This is a genomic window from Okeania hirsuta, assembly GCF_003838195.1.
Lineage (GTDB): Bacteria > Cyanobacteriota > Cyanobacteriia > Cyanobacteriales > Microcoleaceae > Okeania > Okeania hirsuta.
Window position 1 is genome coordinate 1 of the sequence record NZ_RCBY01000121.1, and the last position, 24145, is coordinate 24145.

Annotated in this window: 17 protein-coding genes and 1 tRNA gene; 11 read left to right on the forward strand and 7 right to left on the reverse strand. The window is 35.9% G+C overall.

The genetic code is table 11. The features are described 5' to 3' along the window. Positions 1 to 1287: 1287 nt before the first annotated feature. From D5R40_RS19125 to D5R40_RS19140, 3 genes are all read left to right on the forward strand, one after another. A complete protein-coding gene (locus D5R40_RS19125; protein WP_124146155.1) occupies positions 1288 to 2160 on the forward strand; it encodes a M48 family metallopeptidase in 873 nt (290 codons plus the stop codon). Continuing rightward, a tRNA-Leu gene (locus D5R40_RS19130) sits at positions 2139 to 2220 on the forward strand. Before D5R40_RS19125 ends, D5R40_RS19130 begins: the two co-directional genes overlap by 22 nt. Before the next feature lie 487 nt (positions 2221 to 2707). Continuing rightward, complete coding sequence (locus D5R40_RS19140) at positions 2708 to 2890, forward strand: DUF4277 domain-containing protein (protein ID WP_275670410.1); 183 nt, start codon at positions 2708 to 2710, stop codon at positions 2888 to 2890. A 1175-nt stretch (positions 2891 to 4065) separates the two neighbouring features. On the opposite strand, the gene D5R40_RS19145 is transcribed toward D5R40_RS19140, so the two are convergent. Beyond that, positions 4066 to 4359, reverse strand: a complete 294-nt coding sequence (locus D5R40_RS19145) for a hypothetical protein (RefSeq protein ID WP_375339391.1) — start codon at positions 4357 to 4359, stop codon at positions 4066 to 4068. Between the two features lie 845 nt (positions 4360 to 5204). Then, complete coding sequence (locus D5R40_RS37080; RefSeq protein ID WP_124145945.1) at positions 5205 to 5375, reverse strand: CAB/ELIP/HLIP family chlorophyll-binding protein; 171 nt, start codon at positions 5373 to 5375, stop codon at positions 5205 to 5207. 439 nt (positions 5376 to 5814) lie between these two features. Here D5R40_RS37080 and D5R40_RS19155 point away from each other — a divergent pair, with 439 nt between their 5' ends. Together D5R40_RS19155 and D5R40_RS19160 are read left to right on the forward strand one after the other, a co-directional pair. Continuing rightward, positions 5815 to 6366 (forward strand): DUF3611 family protein, encoded by a 552-nt coding sequence (locus D5R40_RS19155; RefSeq protein WP_124145944.1) that lies wholly within the window; start codon positions 5815 to 5817, stop codon positions 6364 to 6366. 589 nt (positions 6367 to 6955) lie between these two features. Next, a complete protein-coding gene (locus D5R40_RS19160) occupies positions 6956 to 8083 on the forward strand; it encodes a helix-turn-helix domain-containing protein (protein ID WP_124155058.1) in 1128 nt (375 codons plus the stop codon). A gap of 647 nt (positions 8084 to 8730) precedes the next feature. Here D5R40_RS19160 and proB read toward each other — a convergent pair. Then, positions 8731 to 9840 (reverse strand): glutamate 5-kinase, encoded by a 1110-nt coding sequence (gene proB / locus D5R40_RS19165; protein WP_124145942.1) that lies wholly within the window; start codon positions 9838 to 9840, stop codon positions 8731 to 8733. 1674 nt (positions 9841 to 11514) lie between these two features. Here proB and D5R40_RS19170 point away from each other — a divergent pair. Continuing rightward, the gene (locus tag D5R40_RS19170) at positions 11515 to 12585 is read left to right on the forward strand and encodes a Gfo/Idh/MocA family protein (protein ID WP_124145941.1); all 1071 of its coding nucleotides are present in this window, start codon (positions 11515 to 11517) and stop codon (positions 12583 to 12585) included. A 1093-nt stretch (positions 12586 to 13678) separates the two neighbouring features. Here the strand turns inward: D5R40_RS19170 and D5R40_RS19175 are convergent. Next, on the reverse strand, positions 13679 to 14035 hold the full coding sequence (locus D5R40_RS19175) for a phenylpyruvate tautomerase MIF-related protein (protein WP_124155059.1): 357 nt from the start codon (positions 14033 to 14035) through the stop codon (positions 13679 to 13681). Between the two features lie 480 nt (positions 14036 to 14515). Then, a complete protein-coding gene (locus D5R40_RS19180) occupies positions 14516 to 14995 on the reverse strand; it encodes a flavin reductase family protein (RefSeq protein WP_124145939.1) in 480 nt (159 codons plus the stop codon). Between the two features lie 465 nt (positions 14996 to 15460). On the opposite strand from D5R40_RS19180, the gene D5R40_RS19185 reads away from it, so the two are divergent. After that, positions 15461 to 17251, forward strand: coding sequence for an ABC transporter substrate-binding protein (locus D5R40_RS19185; RefSeq protein ID WP_124145938.1), 1791 nt, complete (start codon positions 15461 to 15463; stop codon positions 17249 to 17251). A gap of 558 nt (positions 17252 to 17809) precedes the next feature. Beyond that, a complete protein-coding gene (locus D5R40_RS19190) occupies positions 17810 to 18118 on the forward strand; it encodes a hypothetical protein (RefSeq protein ID WP_124145937.1) in 309 nt (102 codons plus the stop codon). A gap of 721 nt (positions 18119 to 18839) precedes the next feature. Here D5R40_RS19190 and hetR read toward each other — a convergent pair. Next, positions 18840 to 19739, reverse strand: coding sequence for a heterocyst differentiation master regulator HetR (gene hetR / locus D5R40_RS19195; RefSeq protein ID WP_124145936.1), 900 nt, complete (start codon positions 19737 to 19739; stop codon positions 18840 to 18842). Between the two features lie 550 nt (positions 19740 to 20289). Further along, entirely contained in the window at positions 20290 to 20541 is a 252-nt protein-coding gene (locus D5R40_RS19200) for a hypothetical protein (protein WP_124145935.1), read from the reverse strand. Positions 20542 to 20999: 458 nt separating this feature from the next. On the opposite strand from D5R40_RS19200, the gene cysC reads away from it, so the two are divergent. The 3 genes from cysC (at position 21000) to D5R40_RS19215 (ending at position 23393) form a co-directional block, all read left to right on the forward strand. Then, positions 21000 to 21527 (forward strand): adenylyl-sulfate kinase, encoded by a 528-nt coding sequence (cysC, locus tag D5R40_RS19205; protein ID WP_124145934.1) that lies wholly within the window; start codon positions 21000 to 21002, stop codon positions 21525 to 21527. A gap of 134 nt (positions 21528 to 21661) precedes the next feature. Further along, a complete protein-coding gene (locus tag D5R40_RS19210; protein WP_240041619.1) occupies positions 21662 to 22738 on the forward strand; it encodes a polysaccharide biosynthesis/export family protein in 1077 nt (358 codons plus the stop codon). A 40-nt stretch (positions 22739 to 22778) separates the two neighbouring features. Next, entirely contained in the window at positions 22779 to 23393 is a 615-nt protein-coding gene (locus tag D5R40_RS19215; protein ID WP_240041620.1) for a polysaccharide biosynthesis/export family protein, read from the forward strand. Positions 23394 to 24145 lie beyond the last annotated feature (752 nt).

A 24145-nucleotide genomic window follows, 5' to 3' on the forward strand; every position in this document is an offset into this window, starting at 1 on the left:
TTTCTTTGTGGGTTTAATACCCCACCGTCTACACGGTGTTCAAAATTACTTGGGGTGAGAATCCCCATGTAATTTTCCTCCTGTCTCCTGTCTCCTGTCTCCTGTCTCCTTCTTCAATTCCCCCTACTTCCTACTCCCTAATACCTCTATTCTGCAGAGGTCTAATGGTATTGCACAGTGAGGAATAATTTTAGATTTTTGATGAACAAGATTTTGAATTTGAAAATTGCTGTAATGATTAATATTAGTTTTTTTAGTCAAAGTCTAAACTAATTTTTGGCAATATAATTCCATAATTTGCCACCATTTTTTAATGGTATCTAATACTAATTTGAAAAAAGTATTTTAAAAAAAATAAGGGTAGTAAGGACGAATAGCCATTAGTTTTATAGGAGATGTTCCTTTGACTAAAAAGAAGCGTTGCATATTTGTGGGATAATTGTATGCTTGGACAAAAAGGAAGTATGAAGTATTAAGGATGAGATTTACCTGTTCAAAAAAGATTCATCCCTTGATTCAGCAACGCCAAAAAGATAAGTTATGAACTCAAAAATGGAAATGGTATCTAAGCTTTTCATTCTGATTCCTAAAAAATCTCCTAGCTATTTGTAGCAAACATTTATAAAGTTGGTATAACTCTAGAATATCTAGTGATTTGTTTTACCTTTCTGTTGATGAAATTTACTTACTAAAAAAACAAGCGTTTTTAAATGATTTCCCGTCGCAATGAATACATATATTTAATCATGTAGACATTTTTTCTCTAGATTTTAATCATCAAGTTATTAACTTCTATTAACATTAAATTTATCTACTTGATAGTGAAAGTAGTTACTTTTAAATACATACAGAAAATTCAGTGGTATATGAGGTAATAAAGATTAACTATAAAGTACGGGCATATTTCCCGCCACACATGTACCTCATTGATTATGAAATATCCTGTATATATTTAAGCTTTTAAAGTTTTTAATATCCTTTTTGAATAAATGAACTACACCAAACCATTCTAAGTAGAAAATGGTAAATTTTGGGCGCTATGTATCAAATTATAAATTAGCTCAAAAGTTGGTATTCATTGCCTTGAGTATTTTTTTGATTAAAAATGTAACCTCTTTTTTTTAGCTTGCTCTACTTAATATCAAACTTAAACTAAATTTAGTTAATTTTTTTGGGCGACATAACAATAACTAACTAAAAAATAAAACTTTCCTTAACATTGAAACAGAAATTATTTTTCTCAAATTGTGCTAAAATCACAGTAACTATAGTTACTATTAACAAAATATGTCTTTGGCAACAATACCCTTAATTGGCTTGAAAGCAGATAATTTTCGGCATCCATTAGACTTAGAAGCAACTAATACAATCAAACAACTACCAGGCATAGATTTATTAGTTAGGCAATTATTAGGACCATTAGGAGAGCAATTTTTCTACATGGAAAATATTGCATCTAGTGTATTAGTAGGCGAGAATCAATTACCACATTTATACAAAATACTTTTAGATGCTTGCCAAACAGTAGACTTAGAACCACCACAATTATATGTTCGTCAACATCCTGTTCCCAACGCTTATACATTTGCCATGCGAGGTAAGCAACCTTTCATTGTTGTTCATACATCTTTGATAGAATTACTCAGCTTAGAAGAAATTCAAGCAGTATTAGGTCACGAACTAGGACATCTTAAATGCGAACATGGAGTATACCTTACTTTAGGTAATTTAATTGTACTGGCTGCTGGACAAATTTCGACATGGGGTGGTATTATAGCTCAAAGCATACAAAATCAAATACTAGAATGGGTCAGGTGTGCAGAATTTACTTGCGACCGCGCAGCTCTATTAGCAACACAAAACCCAAAAGTAGTTGCATCAGTTCTGATGAAGTTGGCAGGTGGTTCTCCGAGTATATCTGCTCAGCTTAATGTTGATGCTTTTTTAGCTCAGGCAAGAGCTTACAAAGAATTTAGTAATACGGAACTGGGTGAAGTTTTAAGGCAACTTCAAACAGCTCAACTAACCCATCCATTACCTGTATTGCGTGCTAGAGAAATTGACAGATGGTCAAGTAGTCAAAAATATCAGGATATCTTGCAAAATTTGACAAGAAGTGATTATAATAGTCAAAGTAAGGGCGGGTGGCGAAATTGGTAGACGCACCACACTCAAAATGTGGCGACTTCGGTCGTGAGAGTTCGAGTCTCTCTCTGCCCAGTTATACTAAAATGAGTTTATATTTGAAGATATGGCACAAAGGTTGAAAAGATGGGAGTCTCCTCGTTACCAGGGAAGAAATATTAAAGGCAGAGGAGGAAATGTTAGGTTAAGGCAAGTCAAAAAGCAACAACAGCAACTAAGAAAAAATCTCAAAAATCAGGAAAGTGGGAACCAAGGTTCCCATTTTTTATTTTTTTTTATAAAACTTTGATCGAACTTGATACATGATTAGTACTTATAACCCACATTCCGCATGACAAAATGTAGTACATGAACAGGGGAAAACTTGAGTAAGTATTTAGACTCAAGAAAAAAAAACCTCAAACTGTAATTCTAGACAAGAGGTGAAGATCAAAAAAGAGGAGAAAATGTCAATAGAAGTAAGTAACCTAGACCCAGATCGGATTAGTAGCAGGAATTATTGATGAGATTGGCATAGAAAAGAAAATTAATCAACTACGCGGGAGTTCAGTTACCAGAAAAAATAACAGGGGGTCAAGCAGTCAAAGGAATGCTTTTAAATGGGTTAGGATTAGTTGAATCTCCATTATATTTGTTTAGTCAATTTTTTGAGGGGAAAGCTATAGAACATTTAATTGCCCAAGGGGTGAAAGCAGAGTATTTTAACGATGATAGATTAGGAAGGGTATTATATCATGTCCGGTAGCATCGTTTGTGTATAGAATTAGGTTAAAATTGGAAGAAACCCTTCTGCCTTCCTTACCACCAAAGTCTAATTATTCAACCGGACATGATATTAGACCAACTTGATCGCACAGGATTAAATCAGATTTTCATGTCTGTGGTGTTAGAAGCAGTGAAAATTTTCAGAAGCGAAACCAGCACAGTCCACCTAGATTCAAGTTCATTTAGGCCGTCCTACTAATAGACCAACTTTACCCTGGATATTTCAATGTTTTCAGTCGATTTATTTATTGATTAATTCTGGAGTTAAGAGCATATCTAATCTCACTTATGAGCGTTTAGAGTTATTGAAGTTTTTTCCTCCAAGTTGTCAAAGATATAGCAATGAGCGCTCAGGTATTTACAATGTCCAGCTCAAAGTGCACTCTAGAAAAGGTGTACAAAAAATAATGTGTAAATATGCCAGCGCACATTGCTATACTATCTACTCAGTGGATAAACTTGAGATGAAAACAGGTATAAGGCCCAAAAACATCAACAATTGAATAGCAGTGTAAAATTAAGCACTTGGCAATTATTAAAATGCGATCGCTAAGGGTGATAGAAGGACTTTGGCAATTTTTGGAGATGTCTACTGATGAGTTCCGGCAACTGATGTCATTCTCAAAAGCATTCATGGAGTACAGCAGGAATAACAAGCAAGTTAAAACCCCTGACAATCAGCTTTTTAGCCAACATCATTCCAGAAAAAATTAGGGTAGGGATTGATCATTAACCTCTTGATTTGCGTTGGCGGAGGGAGCAAGTGCCGCAGCTACATCGCCTCCTACTATTTATGATTAAGTCTAAATACTTACTCAAGTTTTCCCCTCTATGTGTGCTACATTTTGTAGTGCGGAATGTGGGTTATAATCATTCCAGAGACTAAAACTTTTTTCTCAACTTCTAAGTATCCTGACTTCTTCTTGAATTGTAGAAAATGTCTTACCTTATGCTGTGGCTTTAGACTGTCCACATATATTTTTTAGGATTAATGGCTTAATATAAAATCCGGTTATAGAGTATGTGTTTATCATTATATTTACACTTCAATCTTCCCATCTCTAATTAGGGGATAGCCCCAATCAAGAAAGCTACTTTATATTAGGAACTTGACTAATTTTTATCAGAGCTTGGGGGTATGGCTGATTATTTAATTTAAGGAAGATGCTTTTTATTTCTACTTAGAATTGGTAGTTGTGGACGAGAAGAATTAGGAGGCAAATAATATTCTGGAACAGGAGTAGCTCGATCTATCTGAGAACGCTTTAATAACCAGAAACGTAATATAATTGCTAGTCCTACTGTACCTATGCCAAAACTAAATAAAGACCAACTTGTCCCTAAACCACCAATAACAGCATCAACCGATCCTACTGTTACAAAAAAGCTTGCTACAGGATCTTTTCGATAAGCAGTTTTTAAGATTTTTGGCCATAAAGCGTCGATCATAAGCTTAATTTGATACAACTTAAATTTACTCGTAAGTTTCTTGAATTTCAAGGAATTTAGCTAATTATTTAATAAATTCCCTTTATCCTCTTATAGATATGTATAACTAACTATACTGCCGTATTAAACTTTAAATCAGTAAATTAGTTTTGATTTTTTCTTAAATATTCAATATTGAGCAATTAATACAAAATTATAATAACCTGGTATTTCGCCAAAATTACAATTCATATATTGAGATTGCCAAGGTGAATAGTGGATTAATTGCTACATAAAACTAATTCTCACTCTAGGAATAGTCTAGATTAATGCAGTATAATTGCAAACTAGATAGAAATTGTTGGTAAGTTGTTGACAATATTAGGCTTACCAACAACATGACTTTACCATATCTTTATTTTGACACTCTCACCGTTAAATAAGTGCGATTATAACGTGAGATTCTTGTATCTTAGATTCTTAACTAGGTAACAAATCAAATAAACTGAGTTTTACCCCCACTACTACCATCTCCAGAAGCTTTTTTGCTCCGTCTTTACCCTGAGATTACCTGAGCGCAGGCGGTGCGCTTTGATCGAGCTATATGTCCCATGGCTATTGATAGGATTATAACGCCAAAAATGTGCGCGCGTATTGCTCAATTATTTTTCTGGTTGAAATTTATGAGGGGCTGTCTGCGTACGTTTCCCGCGCAGTTTATAGACCCCGTATCACCGTTAAATAACTGCGATTATAACGGCTCGATCTCTTTCAACATTTATTATGATACATAGACTTTTGTATTGGTTTAACCTCTATCCCTATTATATATAGTAGCTCTCTATAATTTAGGTATAGCTAAAACTTTAATTGAGACCTAACCAAGATAGTAAACCTTCTCCAGTCAAGTATTCAATTGCCAGAGTTAATACAAAGCCAATCATAGCTGCTCTACCATTCAGACGTTCTGAATATTGGTTAAAACCGAATTTTGGTTCATCCAGATTCGGTTTCGTAGTAGGTTGTGGTTGTGTCATAATCAGTAGGTCTCAAATTTAATAACGTTTACAAATAGAGTTGTTTGTTTACAATTCTTAAATATATTTTAAAAGGAGTTGACCTAGAGTCAACCATATTGCCAAAATTTGATCGAATATCCACAAAAAGCCCCCGCTGTAATCCTTAATTCAGAATCTTACTGGGAATATCAGTCCAAATCTTTCATGTTGCTCAAATGTCGGCATAAATGCTACAGTCTTAAATATATTTAGGCCACTGGTCTAGATAGTGTCAACGCCAGTCTATCATTGGGGAAACTCTAAGAATGTTTTGGCAAGTCTTTAGGAGCGCACCTTTAGACCAGACAAGATGAATCTGGTCCGGTCGGTGCACGAGAAACAAAAACCACCTATAGCGTTTTCTCTCAAGGGCAACGTCGTGAGTATATCAAAGTATTGACAATACATAAGCATAAATATGTCAAACTTATCAGACCTACCAACTGCTGTTAAACAAGTAGCTAATGCACTCCGGTTCGGCGGATGGACTTGTTTCTGGTCCCAACTTGCATTGGGGGTAATTTCAGGCTTCATGTTTTTATTTGCTGCTTTCATCTTACCCAATCAAATGGATGAAGCAGGTGCGGGAGGTAGCCTCTTTTTTCCAATTTGTGGACTTGTGGTACTAGGATTCAGCATCTTCTTGTCATTTCGTTACACTCGCTTGGCAAGGAAATTACGAGTGCCTACAGATTCTTCAAGGCCAAGCAGGGCAGATACAACTCAACAAGTGAAAAGGACTTTAATTACGAACTTGGTTGGGATTACTCTAACTTTATTAGGAGCAGAAGCAATTGGAGGTATTTTATTAGGCGAATCTTTAGTTATGGGAGCGTCTATGTTTAACTCTACAGAACTAGAAAAATTTACACCGGATATTATTATACTGTTGGGTAATACTCACATTATTGTGGCTCATTTTATCGGAATTGTCGTAGGACTATTTTTACTAGATCGGGTTTATAAGTAGTCAGTAAAATTGCGTTTTTACAGCGCAATTCATTTAAGTAGACTACAAAATTATTTTGGGGCATGGGAGTAGCGATGCGACCCCGCATCGCCGTTAGCTTTAGCTGATCCATAAGAGGCATTTAACACTGGAAGAAGTAGAGGTAAGGGAATGCTTACCAAGAGAGAAACCAGGGAGTAGGCAGTAGGAGAATGCTTTGGCTACTGTAGCCTATCTGTTTGAAAACTCCTATAAACTATATTCAAGAATTATTTGAGAAAAAAAATTGTATATTCAGTTATGGTTTTGTAGAATTGCACTTTCTATTGATACTTTAACTGGATTATTAATTTGTAGGTAATTAATCTATCTATAAAATTTACATAAAATTAATGACCTTATTAAATTTAAATTGCAAAAACTATTTCGCAATAGATAAATTAAAGGTTACTCGTTAGAAAAATTTCCCAGTAAAAAAACTGAAATATTTGGAAACTTGTATAAAAAACAAAAATTAAATCTTGGCACTTTTTATATCCGGAATCAACACAAAATTCCAGAATAAATTACTTAGATTACTCCTATTAATATATAAAACTCAAACCCCAAGATGGAATTAAAACCTACATCTGGCTATAGTTTTTCTGGTCATATTCCTATAGAAATTTGTCAAGATGATTGGCGATCGCTACTGAGTAATATCGAAACTGAAACTTATACTAGCCAAGTATATAGTGTAATGTTGACTGACATAAAAACTTCTCTAGAAGAAGCAGTAGCTCAAAACCAAGCTCAAATCAAAGTGTTAGGACTAGAAGCAATAAAACTCAGCCTAAAAAACTTGACTAGAACATTAATACCAGAAGAAAAAACATCTTCAGCAGACCCAATTGACTCTCATTCTTACCATACGAATGAGCAGAAAAAAAGTATTAATTACCAACAAATGAATCAGGAACAGTTAATCCAAAGTCATCAAAATCAGCCTCAAACACACATGAGTACTAACCTAACTACTACCGTAGAATCAGACATTACAACTGAGTCAACCTTAGTATCCATAGATTCCCACAATATGGAAACTAATCTCTCAGAAAATAACCAAAACTCCTCAGAAGAGTTACCACTAGAAAATAATCGACGAAAACGGAGAAAAAAACTTACAAAAGCAGAAAAAGCAGCCTTATTAGTTCAAGAAAGAAATACATATTTACAGCAACTAGGGGAAAAACTACAAAAAGCACGAAAAATGCGTTGTTTATCTATGAAACAAATTCATAAACAAACCTTTGTACCTCTTCATTATCTAGAAGCTATAGAAAAAGGCCAAACAGATGAACTACCAGAAGATATATATCTTCGAGGATTCATCTTTCGTATAGGTAACGCTTTAGGATTTGATGGAGTAGCTTTAGCAGAAGCTTTACCTATGTTTGATCCACTTCAAAGCTTAATACCATCTTGGTCTAACTCCAATAAGGACATTGGATTAGGTATAGGCCCCATTCATCTATATATAGGTTATACAGCTTTAATGGCCGGCGCAGTAGGTGGACTAAATTGGATGTCTCAACAACCAAGTCCAGGAGCAAATCTTACTCCAGATAAATTAGACACTCCTGATTCGGTTGCTCACTCAGATAAACATTTAGAAACTACTCAAACACCAGGATTAAAATCTACTAAAGGTAGTGTAGTTGTTGGTTCCGATGTTGCTCCACCAGAAACAATGATTTGAAGAAGGAGTCAGGAGACAGAAGACAGGAGTTCAATAATTAGGGTTTGCTGAAAAAGTCTTTTTTCAGGAGTAGGGGAGTAGGGCAGTAGGGGAGAATTTTTTTGCCCAACTCTCGCCCAAAATACGCTCCTTTTTGAGCATGAAGAGCTGAAAACCAGGTACTTTTTCAAGACCTAAAAAATCTAAAACCTTTACCTGTAAATGCTTTGAGATTTATTCAACCAGCCCTAATTAATAATTATTAATTATTAATTATTATTGAAAACCCATAGGATTGACTCAAAGGAAAATTTTTTCTCTTTTGGTCGATTGGATATGGCGAGGAGATCGCCATCCCACCCTACGGGAAGCTCCGAAGATCGACCGCTTGTTTCTACTTTAAAGGAGAGGATTTTTACCTTAATTATTCGGTTAAGAGGGAGGATGTGGGGAGAAATAATACAAAAAATTCAACACTCCTTCTTCAGATTTTTCCTCAAAATTGATGTGCGAAAATACTTGACTACCATAATTATATAGCTATCAAATGGGTTCTATACCCCATAAGGCTTCCATCCGATGAGCAAAGCCAAAAAATTCTACTGACTCGGTCCTCTTGAGGACTGACTTCCAGTCGTTCGCGCAGCGTCTCCGTCAGGAGAAGGCTGTTAACATTTAATTACAAGGTTATCTCTATGTACTACTGTGTCAGATCCTGTATAGCCCAAAATATCAGGTATATCTTCTGAACGACAACCCAGAATTTGTTGCAATTCAGTACTGCTGTAGTTCACAAGTCCCCTAGCTATTTCCCCACCTTCTTCATTGCACAGTTCTACAGCATCCGATGGATAAAACTCTCCTTCTACTTGAGTAATACCAGCAGCTAGTAGAGATTTACCAGATTCAGAAATTGCTTGAACTGCACCCATGTCCAGATACAGCTTGCCCGAAGGTACTAAAATATTGGCAATCCAATGTTTGCGGGCATTTACTGGTTGTGGTTGAGGTTCAAACTGAGTCCCAATGGATTCTCCATTCAGAATTTTTAGTATATTAGCAGGAATTTGGCCATCAGTAATGACGGTTCGTACTCCTGCCGCTGTGGCAATTTTGGCAGCTTCAATTTTCGTAATCATTCCACCAGTTCCCCGTCCACTAACAGAATCTCCAGTTTGAACTTGAAATTCTTCGAGTTGTTCTATTCGCTCTACTAAGGTAATGGGTAAAGCATCTGGATTATTTCTAGGGTCCGCAGAATATAACTTGTCAACGTCGGTTAATATAAATAACCAATCAGCTTCTACTAGACCAGCAACTAAAGCTGATAGAGTATCGTTGTCTCCGAATTTCAGTTCTTCCACAGCAGTAGTGTCATTTTCATTCACAATTGGGACTACATCCATTCGTAACAATTGTTGAAATGTATTGTAAGCATTGACGTAACTACTACGTCGTGCAAGCTCGCTCCTAGTCAGTAATATTTGAGCCATTGTTTGTCGCAAAGATGTAAACAAGTCTTCGTAAACTCGCATTAGTCTTCCTTGACCCACTGCTGCTACTGCTTGCTTCATGGCAATATTACGAGGTTTTTCAGTTAGTCCTAGGCGATCGCAACCTACACCAACTGCTCCAGAAGAAACCAAAACTACTCGATGTCCCTGAGAACGTAGATTGGTAATAGTCTCGATCAAGCTAGCAATTGTGGACAAGGCCAAATTTCCCGATTCAGAACGAGTCAGACTGGAAGTGCCTATTTTAATTACTATTGTTGTCATCGAAAAATATTGAACTAATTTTTGATTGCTTCGATTCTTAGAAATTACCTCAAAATTAGAAAACACCAAACCCTTAATAAACAAGAGATTGGTGTTTTCAGAATTTTATATTTAAGGCCTTTATATTTGCTGGCCTCAATTTAATATTTATTAGATTCTATTATTTCATACAGCTTTAGTAAATTTGGAAAATCGTAATATTTTCTTTATATTTTGGTATGCTTTTCAAGTACAGTAATAGTCATACTAATAACATACTAATTTTTATACCAATTCCTTGAACAAGGCAGAAGGCAGCGGGAGCTGCGGGAGCTAAGTGCCGCTACGCGCAAGTCAAAAGTCAAAAGTCAAAAGTATTGATTGGTAAGGCTTTTAGGATTTTGTAACTGGTTAGTTATTTCTGCCATCTTGCACTGAGGGGAAAATTGCTGATGGATAGTCAACGACAAGCCACTTCGTGTCTTATAACCCCAAGCAATTTTAAGCACCGCAACTGACGGTGGGGTATTAAACCCGCAAAAGAAAAGATCAAATATTGCTAAAGTCACGATACAGGGAACAGTGGTGCGACCCCGCGGAGTGTTACAGACGCACCTGGTAGCACAGTCCTTTAGAGGATATATCTGCAAGGGAACCCGTGACAAAAACAACTTCTGTGCGGGTGATTTGGTGTTTGTCTTGCTCCTAATTACGCGTTTAGGTTCTACTTTGCATTTGCGAACTGAAAGTATTCCGGAACAGAAACCACCCCTACTGACTTGGTGATTTGGTTCTGCTTTGCATTTGCGGACTGAAAGTATTCCGGAACAGAAACCACCCCTACTGACTTGGTGATTTGGTGTTTGTCTTGCTCCTAATTACACATTTAGGTTCTGCTTTGCATTTGCGGACTGAAAGTATTCCGGAACAGAAACCACCCCTACTGACTTGGTGATTTGGTGTTTGTCTTGCTCCTAATTATGCGTTTAGGTTCTGCTTTGCATTTGCGAACTGAAAGTATTCCGGAACAGAAACCACCCCTACTGACTTGGTGATTTGGTGTTTGTCTTGCTCCTAATTACACATTTAGGTTCTGCTTTGCATTTGCGGACTGAAAGTATTCCGGAACAGAAACCACCCCTACTGACTTGGTGACTTTGTTAACTACCTCAGAAAATTTACCAACTCAAATAAATGACAAAGCCGTTCCCTTCTGGAATCTGTCCTCTTACCGAATAATTAATAATTAATAATTATTAATTAAATAATTCTGGTTAAAAGCCTCCCCTTTCAAGGGGAAAAAAGCGGTTGAGGGATGGCGAGGTCCCCTCGCCATATCCAATCAACCAAGACAGCGGTTGATCTTCGGAGCTTCCCGTAGGGTGGGATGGCGAGATCTCGGAGCTGGCCGACCATCGACCAAGAGAAGAAATAATATTTCCTGATATTCAATCAAGGACGGTTTTAACCAGAGGTAATTATCCATTATCCATTATCAATTGATGAACGTCGCCAATAGGACAGATTCCCTACCTACTTTTTCATCACAATAATTTTTAACGCCACCTACTTAGAATGTTATAGCACTAGCCCCAGTCAGCAAATATAAGATAAATTTGCAAAGACTGAACAAAAAACCTATTACCTTACTCTAAATTAGGTGTGGTGGAGGAGAATCTAGGAGTGCTAAATAGAATGTCTAAAGTATATTCATCCGTTTTTACTAAACATAGTCAACCAGAATCTCTTCGTGTAGGAGTTATTGGGGTTGGTAATATGGGACAGCATCATACCCGTGTCCTAAATTTGCTCAAAGATACAGAATTAGTCGGTGTCGCAGATATTAATGTGGAAAGAGGACTCGACACTGCTAGTAAATATCAAGTTCGTTTTTTTGAGGATTATAAAGACCTTTTACCTCATGTTGATGCTGTATGTGTAGCAGTTCCCACTCTTCAGCATTACGCTGTAGGAATGACTTGCTTAGAAGCAGGAGTCCATATCTTAATGGAAAAGCCTATTGCTGCTAGTATCGCCGAGGCCGAATTTTTGGTAAATACTGCTGCTGAAGCTAACCGAATTTTACAAGTGGGTCACATAGAAAGATTTAATCCTGCTTTTCAAGAACTTACTAAAGTCCTAAAAACTGAAGATTTATTGGCCTTAGAAGCTCATCGGATGAGTCCTTATTCTCATCGAGCTAATGATGTGTCTGTAGTTTTGGACTTAATGATCCATGATATTGATTTGTTACTAGATTTAGTTGCTTCTCCAGTTGTCAAACTAACTGCTAGTGGAAGTAGTGTTTCTAGTTCTGGAAATTTAGATTATGTAACAGCTACTCTTGGTTTTGCCAATGGTATTGTAGCGACTTTAACTGCTAGTAAGGTGACACATAAAAAATTACGTTCTATTGTTGCTCACTGTAAAAATTCTTTGACAGAAGCAGATTTTCTGAATAATGAAATTCTGATTCATCGGCAAACAACAGCAGATTATGTGACAGATTATGGTCAGGTTCTTTATCGTCAGGATGGTTTAATTGAAAAGGTTTATACTAGCAATATTGAACCTCTTCATGCAGAGTTAGAGCATTTTATTCATTGTGTGGGTGGAGGAAATCAACCTTCAGTTGGAGGAGAACAAGCTCTTAAAGCATTACGGTTAGCTAGTTTGATTGAGAAAATTGCCTTTGATGGTTTAGCTTGGCATTCAGAAGATTCAGAATGTAATTTATTGAATACTTCCATGTTAAAAGTAAGTTAAAGTATTTCCATAAATTCCTAGAGGAATTATTTAATATAAGTATTATTTCTTGAATTAATTACTCCGCCTTGTTGATTGATTTAGGCGGATTTTTACACTGAAATAAATTCAAGATATAGCTATAAGCATTCAGCTATAAGCATTCAGTTATCATACCAAATCCGGTTATCAAAAGTCCGTTTTTCGCTCTTACTCTCTAACCCTTCTGCATTCTGCCCTCAGCATAACTGCCTTACCTTCATAATATAGCAATGTGCGCTGGCATATTTACAAATTGCAGGAAGTGTCCAATAGCTAAAATCTTATATTATCAGCTTTTTATTCCCCCAAATGAGTTCCAAATGAGCTGTTACCTGCGCGCAGCGCTATAACGGTTCTTTCTAAACCGGATTTAGTATCAGCTATCAGCTAGAGCAAAAACTTTTAACTGTAATGTTTTGAAGTTTTTTAACTGTCCTAGTCTTAATGGGTAGTGCTATAGATATTTTTTTAATTTTGGCGAAGCTTTACAATCCTATTTAGTCAAAGTAATACTATTTTGTAGTCCTATTGAGTTGATTTCAAAAATCTCTTGACATTAATACCATCGATCAAAAAATAATGTTACGCAGAATTTGAGTTATAGTCATTTCAATTTTAGATTGAGACAAGCGTTTCTTCCATTGAAAGACTTTTAGCTGAAAAAGTATTTCATTCTTATTTGAAATTACTATATTTCTAGACTTTACCCATAATGTCTCTTTGACTAAAAATCAAGTTTCAACTCAATAATATTATGTGCGGTTAAATACTTATAAATAAGGGAGCACCGGAGCAGGGAGTATGGAGAGATTTACCGTTGAAGTCAGAAGATGATGTTTTTGATTACTAAGAAATGCGGACATAATATAAATAAATGCTGAAAAACTATTCCTCCTGACTCCTGACTCCTAGTAATAACTGAAATATTTGTAGTAAAAATTGATCACAAAAGTATAACCGGATTTTTAATATTTTGACAAAGGCAGTTTTAACAATAGTTATTAATAATTTAGAGTGACTAAATTATTAGTTAAAACTACCCTATATAATTCTCTTAAAAAAGGTAGAAAACTCAACCAAATGTGGAACTATTCCAGCCCCACATCGAACCTTTAGCATCAGAAAATTCTATATAAATTCGATTTTTTGGTACGCCTAAAGCCTGATTAATTTGTTGACAAAAATCTTGACTTATCCCTTTTGTTTGCTGAGGATTCATATTACCAATACTCTTAATTTCCATGTAGCAGACAGGTTCATCACTACTACCACCAAAAGTCATGGGAATATCTGATTCAAAAGTAGTCATTACATAAGATTCTGATTTACCAAAATGCTTCGCCATACCAGAGGAAAGGTTTTTTAAGAGGATGTCAATTTTATCTTTTTCTGGTTGAGAAACAGAAGTTTTAACTTTAATTAGTGGCATAAATCAATCAATAATTAGGGTTTGCTGAAAAAGTATTTTAGTAGGGGTAGGATATAGGATACAGAATACAGGAGACAGGAGGATTTAGAGGAGGTAGGAGTAAGAATTGTAAGAATGATTTTTCTGCCCAACTATGCGCCTAAAATATCAAATTTTTGAGCATGAAGAGCTGAAAAATTTGCACTTTTTTCGATACCAAAAAGGCACTTGTCTTTATATGTCAATGCTTTTAGATTTAATCGGCAAAGCAATAATTAACAATAAAAAAATGGTTATAGCTTAATCTAGTAGATATGAGCTAAAGAGCTATTTATCAAAACTATATCTATATAGCACTCATAAACATCAAAAAGCCGATCGCTGAGTGCTAATTAATATATCAGGACTTACGCACGGACAATAAATTGAGAAGGCCAATGCCATTCGCCCCTACATATGGCGTTTTCAAGGTAAACTTGCGTAAGTCCTGATATATGACAATTAACCACCATAATTCCAACCTGTACTTTCTAACAATAGAGGGTCTCCCTCACGATGTACACCTGCAGCAATTACTTCTCCTACATATACAGTATGGTCGCCCTCTTCTACAGCACCAACAACTTTACATTCCACATAACCAAGAGTATCTGAAATAATTGGACATCCAGTTTCTCCCAGATAAAATTCTATATCCTCAAATTTATTTCCCACACGACGTTGAGGTTTGAAAAATTGTTGAGCTAAATCTTTTTGTTCTGCGGCTAAAAAGCTCAGAGAAAATACCCCACTAGCCTTAATCATGGCATGGGATATAGAATCTTTGTTTACACAATTAACAACTAAGGGAGGCGCAAAAGATGCTTGCATTACCCAACTGGCCGTAAAACCATTAACTTCCTCACCATCTTTAACACCACAGATGTATAATCCGTGAGGAATCTTACGCAATATTGTTTTCTTCGCCTGTTCGTCTAACAAAGTTTTACCTAATATTATTAATGAAGTTTACATTTGATATTTTAACAAAACTTAACCCATTGTATAACAGGGAACAGGGAACAGTTCATTAATGGATAATGGATAATTACCTCTGGTTAAAACCGTTACGGAGTGGAATATCAAGAAATATTATTTCTTCTCTTGGTCGATTGGATATGGCGAGGTCTCCTCGCCATCCCTCGACCGCTTTTTTCCCCTTGAAAGGGGAGACAGAGTAAGCTGAATTATTTAATTAATAATTATTAATTATTAATTTTTCGGTAACAGGCAATAGAAAAGAATTTCTCTGTCTAAGATTCATCATCAACATAAGTCAAATGCCAACTCGTTCCTTGCTATAGTCAAGTCTAAAAGTTTAACTAAAAATCAAAAAATATACAGCACATTTTGTGATGTGATTATAAATTTTGCTCGCTAAATTAAAAGAAAATTAATATTCTAATAATGTTTTCCCTAAACAATTTTTTCAAGAAACTAACTCATCAAAAAATTTGGCGTTTCATAGCAGTAGCATCAATAATTTCCACCTTAGCGATCGCCTGCAACAACACTCAAACCACCAGAAACTCAGAAACACCAACAACCCCCGAACCAGGTACCCTTGTTTGGGCACGCTACAGTGACTCTGACACCCTCGATCCCCACAAATCAACATCACCCTTATCTAGACAAATAATCGATCAAATCTACGAAACACTTTTGGCCTTCGATGACCAAGGTAAAATTCAACCAAACCTAGCCAAAGAATGGTCAGTCAGCAATAATGGCCAAGAATATACCTTTACACTCAACGAAAATATCAAATGCCATGACGGCACAATCTTTGATGCTAAAGCGGTCAAATTTACTATTGACAGAGCGATCAACCCTGAGACAGAAAACTACACCAAAGACAGTTGGGGACCGATAGAAACTGTCGAAGTTGTAGACGACCTCACAGTTACAGTCAAAATGTCTCAAGCTTTTAGCCCCTTTCTCCGCTTTCTCGCCGATCCTTACTCCAGCATGATATGTCCTTCTGCCATTCAAACCTATAACAACAAATTTGGCATAGAAGGAGCAATAGGTACAGGTCCATTCAAATTTACTGAGTGGACTCAAGGGGAACAACTTGTACTAGAGGCCAACCCAGACTACAAAAATTATGGGCGACAAGTAGAAAACTCTGGTACTCCCTACATCAAAAAATTGATAATTAAAACTATGCCAGAAAGGGAAGCACGTTTAGCAGCACTCAAGTCTGGAGAAATTCATTTAACTGAACCCCCACTAGAAGAAATTTCTGCTCTCAAGGAAGACTCAAAATTCAAACTTCATACTGCTGAAAATACTGGTCAAATAGTATTTTTAGAGTTTGTTACTTCCCGACCTCCCTTTGATGATGATAGAGCAAGACAAGCAGTAACTTATGCCATAGATCCCAAAAAAGCAACGGAGGAAGTATTTGCAGGTTTAATTAAACCTTCCGAATGCGCGATCGCAGATGTGATGTTTCCTAGTGATGAAAAACTTTGTTCCGAGTTTAGTATTAAACCAAATCCAGAAGAAGCAAAAATTTTATTAGAGGAACTTGGTTATAGTGAGGATCAACCATTAGAAATAACTCTTTTAACCTGGAAAGGAGGTAACCGTCAAAAAGTAATAGAAAACTTTCAAACTCAACTAGAAGAAGTGGGAATCAAAACTAAGTTAGAAACAATGGATATTGGTACTCTTAATGCCAGAATAAAACAGGAAAATAGTCAAACAGAAGGTAATGGTGTTATTGATATGATGGGGTGGTCTTGGTATGACCCAGATTTTCTTTATACATTGTGGCATTCTCCTGGTTGGATGGGGGGTTATCACAGTGATGAACTGGATACATTACTAACAGAAATGCGAACTACAACTAATTTAGAAGAACGACAAGAAAAAGTTATAGAAGTTCAGAAATATTTGTTGAAAAATGCAGTGATGATGCCACTTTATAGTCCTGGTTGGATGTGGAATTATGTTAGTAGTTCAGATGTTGAAGGTTTTAAGATAGGTGCTTTTAATCGACCTTTATTTAATGATGTAAAATTGTCTAATACTGTAGAAGAAAAAGAAGCAGTTGAGTCTCCTGTAAGTTCGGAAAAAGAAGAATCAGAACAGCCAGTTATGACAGAAGAAAGTCAACAGGATGGAGAGTCTATTTCTTCACCAATAAATGAGCAAGAAGTAGAAGTTTCTCCATCACCTGAGAATGAGTAATTAGGGCTTGCTGATTAAATCTCAAAGCATTTATAGATAAAGGTTTTAGCCTATTTAGCTCTGGAAAAAGTACCTAGTTTTTAGCTCTTTATGCTCAAAAATTCAGCATTTTGGGCAGGATAGTAGCCCAAAAATTACTCCCCTACTCCCCTACTCCCCCGCTCCCCTACTCCTTAAAAAAGACTTTTTCAGCAAACCCTAATTAAGTCTTGAATAAGGAAGAAAAAAGGAAGAAGGAAGAAGGAAGAAGGAAGAAGGAAGAAGAAAAAAGTGGATGGGGATAGTCTTCGACAAGCCACTTCTTGTCTACAAACCTCAACTAATTGTCAACACCGTCTAGACCGGAATTAATATACCATTTATCAAAAATTTTTCTACATTTTATTGAGTAGGGGAGTAGGGGTGAACGGCCGTTCACCCCTACATATCTTTAACACTGAATAGCACCGATGCTATCGGATTTGATATTAAACCCAAAAGAAAAAGTACAAAATAATATCAAATAATTGGATGCCAATTAAGAGGGGAAAATAATACTTAAAATCTGCCCTTTTAGTTGTGCAAATTAATTATCTTGTTTATAAAATGGAGGCAAAATTTTGCTTTATTTGCAATTTAGATGAAGGTATCCAAGAAATAATTAAAAAGTATGCTTCTGCTTTGACTAACATAGGTGTATATTTTTTAAATTCAGAAGTAGAAGAAGCAATTTATTACTGTTCTCAAGATTTGGAAGATGCTTTGAGGACTACGATCTCTTATTGGTATTGGAAACAAAATAATGGAGAATATTTTCATACACCAAATAATTTTTTAATTAAAGCACTTAAAAAGCGTTTCCTGACAGAATGCTGCGCAAACAGCTGATTGGCATTTAGTAGTCAGCTTTTTAGAAGGGACAACCCCTCTGTAAAATTAAACGACTTATAGAAGTCGGGGATTTACAGCACTTTTGAGGATTGTGAGGTACAATTGAAGACTAAATCTATCTTCCCTATTAGACCTCTCCAAAAATACCGATTTTGGAACAGTACTATAAAGGTTTAAGAACCTTTTCTGGAGATTTCTATTTACTAAAGCGATCAAACTTTGTACCTCACTAACTCCAAAGCTGCTGTAAACTCAAGCTTTTAGCGTGCTGAAAGCTTAGTGCTAAAATGCTGATAGCTAGTTAAAGACTATTGGCATCCTTACCAATGGGATGATAAATGGATGGAAAATCAAATATTTAAAAGTGAAAGAATGAAGCTGAAATTCACTGGGGAAAAGATAAACGGAATTATCTAGTGGTTGATATTCAAGAAAAATTATAGGAACAAGAGCGACAATAATTTTTAGGAGTGGAAAAAGTATTGATTTGCGGAAAGTTAGTAGGATGACTAGGGAAGATTTACTAGAATATGCTGAAGGAGACTATAGAAAATTTTGCTAAGTAATGAAAATTTATCTGAATAATTTTACAGTGAAGCTATTTGAGAAGTTTGCTAATTACAAATTACAAATTACCAACCTTCACTTTAAAATTAAATTAAATCAGGAGCTAGAAAACTTCTAACTCCTCAATGATCGGAATTTACAAGTAATTAGACTAATCATCCTTGGGTCCAAAAACCATCTGTACTACCATTTGTTTTCCGTCTGGTTGATGATAGCGATCGGCCCAATGTCTAATGATTTCGTCTAACTCTTCTTTAGCTTGCTCATAGCGGTCTGGAGAAATATCAAACTCCTCCAAAATACGCATTACCTTGTTGTTTTGTTCTGCCCAATCCTTCATCAGACGGAAATAACGAGCTGTCTCTTCGACCATGATATAAGTGCGTTCCTCCTCATCTTCTGGAGAATAAGAACAGCGAGTGAGGGCATAAAAAGGCATTCCCCAAGGAGAATCTATCTTAGTTACCGTACCAGAATAAATCAAGCGACGTTTAATATGTTCTGCTAAAGCTTCACTTAGAGGCATTCGGCGTTCTGGTGGTAAATCTTCCTGAGACCGCCTGTGTAAAAACTCAATTAACTCCATAAACTGAAAAGAATTAATCAATTTGGCATCAGGCATATTTGGGGGGAGTTTAGTTTCAGTATATCGCTTTTCCTCAGTAGTAAGATTTTTACCAGGAACCCTTGATTGCCCAGGATTCCAAGGATATTGTTCGAGCCACACATAGGGAAACTGAATCAAATAGCGAGGTTCTTGAGAACCCAACATTTTTAGTAGTTTACCTTTAGTGAGCGCTTCTTCTACTTCTTGCACAATTACTTTAACCCGTTTAGGTTCTATGTGATGCAGATGTCCTGTCATGCGCAGATTTTTACCTTGTTCAATATAGGTCATATAAATCGCACATTTAGCCGCAGTTGCAGCTGCATCCAAGAAAGCTCCATGACGATGCCCACTCGTCCTCATGGCACTAAATGCTAAATATAACATAATCTGATCCATAGCACTGGGGCTAAGGCTATTAATCAGATCGGTATCATTTTTCATGACAATCCCCAAAATAACAAAAACTTAAGAGGCATAGTATCATCCTCTATTAAAAATATGCTGACTATGATGATAATTCAATAATAGAAATTCAGCCAAATATAACTCTTGCACCAAGCAAGTATATTTCTTTGAGACTTTTTGCATTTGGCGTAAGAGCAGGCACGCAAATTAAGTGTGCGAATAGATTGTTATCTTAGTAGATTTTTACACCCTGTGTACTTTTGACTGACATGCATATTTATATCAATATAACATACAAAAGTACTATAGATAACACTTAAATAGCAGTAGTATCAATGGTTACTAAGGTTAATAATGCATTGAGATTTGATGTTCTCTGTTAACACTTAAAGGTCTGAAGTTATATAGTTTAAATACCCCATAGCTTACTACGATATTAAACAATAAAATTCTCTCGTTAATTAACAAGAGAATTTTTGACAAATTTTTAGAGAGTTAAGATCGTAAAACCAAAGCCTTAAGTAACTTTAACAAAGATGTAATTAAGAATTAAAACTTAATACAGAAAGAGACATTTTGATAAGCTTCAGCGTCCACTACCACGATGAGGACATTTGTCATTTTCAACCTCACAATCAAAATCAGAAGTACTAATTGTGTTTACAAAAGCTCGTATATTTCCCTTTTTGGCATTATCTTGATGAGTTTTAGTTCTAGCAGATCCTCTGAAAAATATAGAAGAAAATGCCACTTCATTTTCAATGACTAAAGCTTTGCTACTAGGAGTATTACCTAGTAATAATAAAAAAGAAAGAATAATCGCTGTATAACTTTGCATAGGTCAAATCCGTGTGATAGTGTCTATTATCTGATACGAATATTAAAGATACAATCAGGATATTTAACTAATAATTTATGAATTTAATTTTCTTTTATACCGATTTTTCACACTAAAAAAATGCCAATAATTGTGGAGAGTAAGTAATACTAAAATTCCCAAAAGGGGTTGAGTAAAAAGCTATTAAAGTGGGTTTACGAAGAGAAGGGAATGTAAAGTTAAGACCTAAATTAATTCTATAGATTATGAAAGAACAAAAACTATGTTTCAACTACCTACCCATGATTATCCGGTTTAGATAGCCCTCATTCAGTAAATAAAATTATTAACAGGTTGGTGGCCTAAAATTTTATTTGTGTTTGTCAAAAAATTTAGTTACATTGGGTATTGCTTAACTACTAATTCACAAATTCCGGTAAAATGTAAAATTAGTCAAAACTCACAAAAATTAAGTTAAAATGGAAAAAGGGTTTATTCTTTGGTTTACAGGCTTAAGTGGAGCTGGGAAAACAACTATCAGTAAGGTTGTGGCAGAAAAATTAAGAGAAAGAGGTCGTAAAGTAGAGATATTAGATGGAGATATAGTTCGAGAAAATCTATCAAAAGGGTTAACTTTTAGCAAAGAAGACCGAGATATAAATGTCCGGAGAATTGGATTTGTAGCTCATCTCCTCAGTCGTAACGGAGTAGTAGCAATTACCGCAGCAATTAGTCCCTACAGAGAAATACGCAATCAAATTAGGGAAATGGATGAAAATTTTATAGAAGTTTATATAAACGCACCTTTAGCAGTATGTGAAACACGGGATGTAAAAGGATTATATGCCAAAGCTAGGGCAGGAGAAATTAAAAATTTTACTGGTATTGACGACCCTTACGAGGCACCAGAAAATCCAGAAATTACTTGCCACACAGATAAAGAAACATTAGAAGAAAGTGTGGCTCATATAATTAATAGTTTAGAAAAATCAGGTCATTTAGCGTAATCTAAAGAATAGGGAGGGATTCAGCAATGAGGCAAAATAAATCTAGATACTGGGAAGATGACATTTTGCTAATCATATCTTTGTCCAAAAATCTAAGTTATGGAATAATAGTTTTATTATCCAGTTGCTGGGGATTGGCATATTCTGCACAAGCTCAACCCCTCTCTCAAAAATTTCAGAAAGCACCAGCAAACTCAACTTTACCAAAACTCACAGAATCTTGGCCTGAAGGTACGGAAGCAAAACCACCACTGCTTCCTCCAGCACCAGAACCAATATCTATTCCTGAACCAGAAACTCCTTTACCAGACTCAACAGCATATACACTGGGCGGCGGCGATCGCATTCAAATAGATATCTTTAATATACCAGAATATAGTGGGAAAAATGGCCAACATCAAGTGCAAATTGATGGGACTCTTAACTTGCCATTGGTAGGTAATGTATTGGTTGAGGGAAAGACTTTAGATGAAGCAAAAGAATTAATTCAAGAAAAATACAGCGAATATCTACAAATATCTATAGTTAATCTCAATCTCCTAGCAGCACGTCCATTGAAAATAGCGATCGCTGGAGAAGTCCAACATCCAGGTTCATATACTATTTCTCCCATTGTCGATGGAGGGGAGGATACTCAAAGTGGAACTCAATTACCTACAGTGACTAAAGCATTACAGGTAGCAGGTGGAGTGACAACTTCAGCAGATGTCAGGCAAATCAAAATTCGTCGCACCCAACTCAATGCTCCAGAGCAAGTCATCAGTATTAACTTATGGGAACTACTGCAAGATGGTAACTTGCGTCAAGATATTCCTCTGCGGGATGGGGATACTTTATTTGTCCCTAGTATTACTGAAGTTAATCCAGTAGAGTCTTCTCAATTAGTAAATGCTAACTTTGCTGGTACTAATACTCAACCTCTCAATATTGCAGTGGTGGGAGAGGTGGCACGGCCTGGTCCATATATATTAGAAACAGGTATTGACCAAAGTCAACTTTCAGCTACAGAAGAAAACTCAGATTCTACCGAAGCAGATAACAATATTTCATCTTCTCAAAATACTAATTTGCATACTGTCACTAAAGCGATTAAAATGGCAGGAGGTATTACTCCATCTGCAGATATTCGGCAAATAATGGTACGCCGACTAACTCGTGCTGGTACAGAACAAGTTATAAAAGTAGACCTTTGGCAACTTCTACTTTTATAACTTGTTCTGTACCAGCACGAGTTAGTCGGCGTACCATTATTTGCATACTGTCACTAAAGCGATTAAAATGGCAGGAGGTATTACTCCATCTGCAGATATTCGGCAAATAATGGTACGCCGACTAACTCGTGCTGGTACAGAACAAGTTATAAAAGTAGACCTTTGGCAACTTCTGCAAAATGGAGATTTAAACCAAGACCTAGTTTTAGAGTCAGGAGATACAATTTATGTGCCAGTAGCAGATGAAGTTAACTTGGATGAATTAGCTGAAGTTACCGCATCAAGTTTTTCTCCTGGCAATCTAAAAATTAATCTTATTGGAGAAGTTGTTAATCCTGGGATAATTTCTATGGTTCCTAATAGTACGCTTAATCAAGCTTTATTAGCGGCAGGGGGTTTTAACCAGGGAAGAGCTGAAACTGAAGAAGTGGAGCTTATTCGCCTCAACCCGAATGGTACGGTTACTCGTCGTCAGGTACAGGTAGATTTTTCTGCAAAAGTTAATGAAGAAACTAACCCTACTTTACTTAATAATGATGTAATTTTAGTTGGTCGTTCTGGTAGGGCAGCTTTGACTGATAATGTTAGAGGTGTTTTAGCTCCTTTCAGTCCTATTAATAGAATTTTAGGGATATTTTTAGATATTTTTAATTAAGTTTGTAGGAAAAAAAAAGAAGGAAGAAGCAATAAAAAAGAAGCAATAAAAAAGAAGCAATAAAAAAGAAGCAATAAAAAAGAAGGAAAAATTTTGTGTTGTCTAAGCTTTTGATATGTTCGTGCCCTTTCCTTCGACTAACATATCAGTAGCTCCATATATAGCAGGCAACAGGCTACTAGCAACAGTGGGAAAAACTTTTCCTCATATTTAACTGATTATCATTCTATGTCCTAACCAAGTCAATATTTTCTATATATATTGATAGGGATCTGTACATTAGAGCTGATTTATAAAGTGAATATAAAGAGGCTGGATTCCTTGCAATACAAGGGTTTTGAGAGTTAGACCCCAATAAGACCTAAATCCCTGAGAGTTGGATTAAATAAGGGTTTTAGCTAATTTTACAAATCATCTCTTAGCAACAAAAAAAATTTGCTTGAGATTGTTTTATTATCCCTAAGTAATGATAAAAATACATTATTTTGCTTAAGCTCTATTGATTAGATAGACATTTCTGAAAAAGAATGTAGGGATGTTCTATTAAATGGTTATACAGGGGTTTGCTCAAAGCTTTATGTAATTTTAGAAATGTCTATTAAGCTGTTGAAAATTTGTTAAACATTTAGGCAATATATCCCAATTTGGGGAAAGGCAAGAGGTAATATCATGTCCGGTTGAATAGTTATAAATAAATGACGGAGGAGTCAGGAGTCAACCCACCCCTCGCCCCTCCCCCTCCCAGGAGGGGA

Coding starts and splice junctions, on each gene's coding strand:
- cysC (WP_124145934.1), top strand. CDS start 21,000: ATGGAAAAAGGGTTTATTCTTTGGTTTACAGGCTTAAGTGGAGCTGGG.
- D5R40_RS37080 (WP_124145945.1), bottom strand. CDS start 5,375: ATGACACAACCACAACCTACTACGAAACCGAATCTGGATGAACCAAAA.
- D5R40_RS19185 (WP_124145938.1), top strand. CDS start 15,461: ATGTTTTCCCTAAACAATTTTTTCAAGAAACTAACTCATCAAAAAATT.
- D5R40_RS19175 (WP_124155059.1), bottom strand. CDS start 14,035: ATGCCACTAATTAAAGTTAAAACTTCTGTTTCTCAACCAGAAAAAGAT.
- D5R40_RS19125 (WP_124146155.1), top strand. CDS start 1,288: ATGTCTTTGGCAACAATACCCTTAATTGGCTTGAAAGCAGATAATTTT.
- D5R40_RS19145 (WP_375339391.1), bottom strand. CDS start 4,359: ATGATCGACGCTTTATGGCCAAAAATCTTAAAAACTGCTTATCGAAAA.
- D5R40_RS19160 (WP_124155058.1), top strand. CDS start 6,956: ATGGAATTAAAACCTACATCTGGCTATAGTTTTTCTGGTCATATTCCT.
- D5R40_RS19155 (WP_124145944.1), top strand. CDS start 5,815: ATGTCAAACTTATCAGACCTACCAACTGCTGTTAAACAAGTAGCTAAT.
- D5R40_RS19170 (WP_124145941.1), top strand. CDS start 11,515: ATGTCTAAAGTATATTCATCCGTTTTTACTAAACATAGTCAACCAGAA.
- D5R40_RS19200 (WP_124145935.1), bottom strand. CDS start 20,541: ATGCAAAGTTATACAGCGATTATTCTTTCTTTTTTATTATTACTAGGT.
- proB (WP_124145942.1), bottom strand. CDS start 9,840: ATGACAACAATAGTAATTAAAATAGGCACTTCCAGTCTGACTCGTTCT.
- hetR (WP_124145936.1), bottom strand. CDS start 19,739: ATGAAAAATGATACCGATCTGATTAATAGCCTTAGCCCCAGTGCTATG.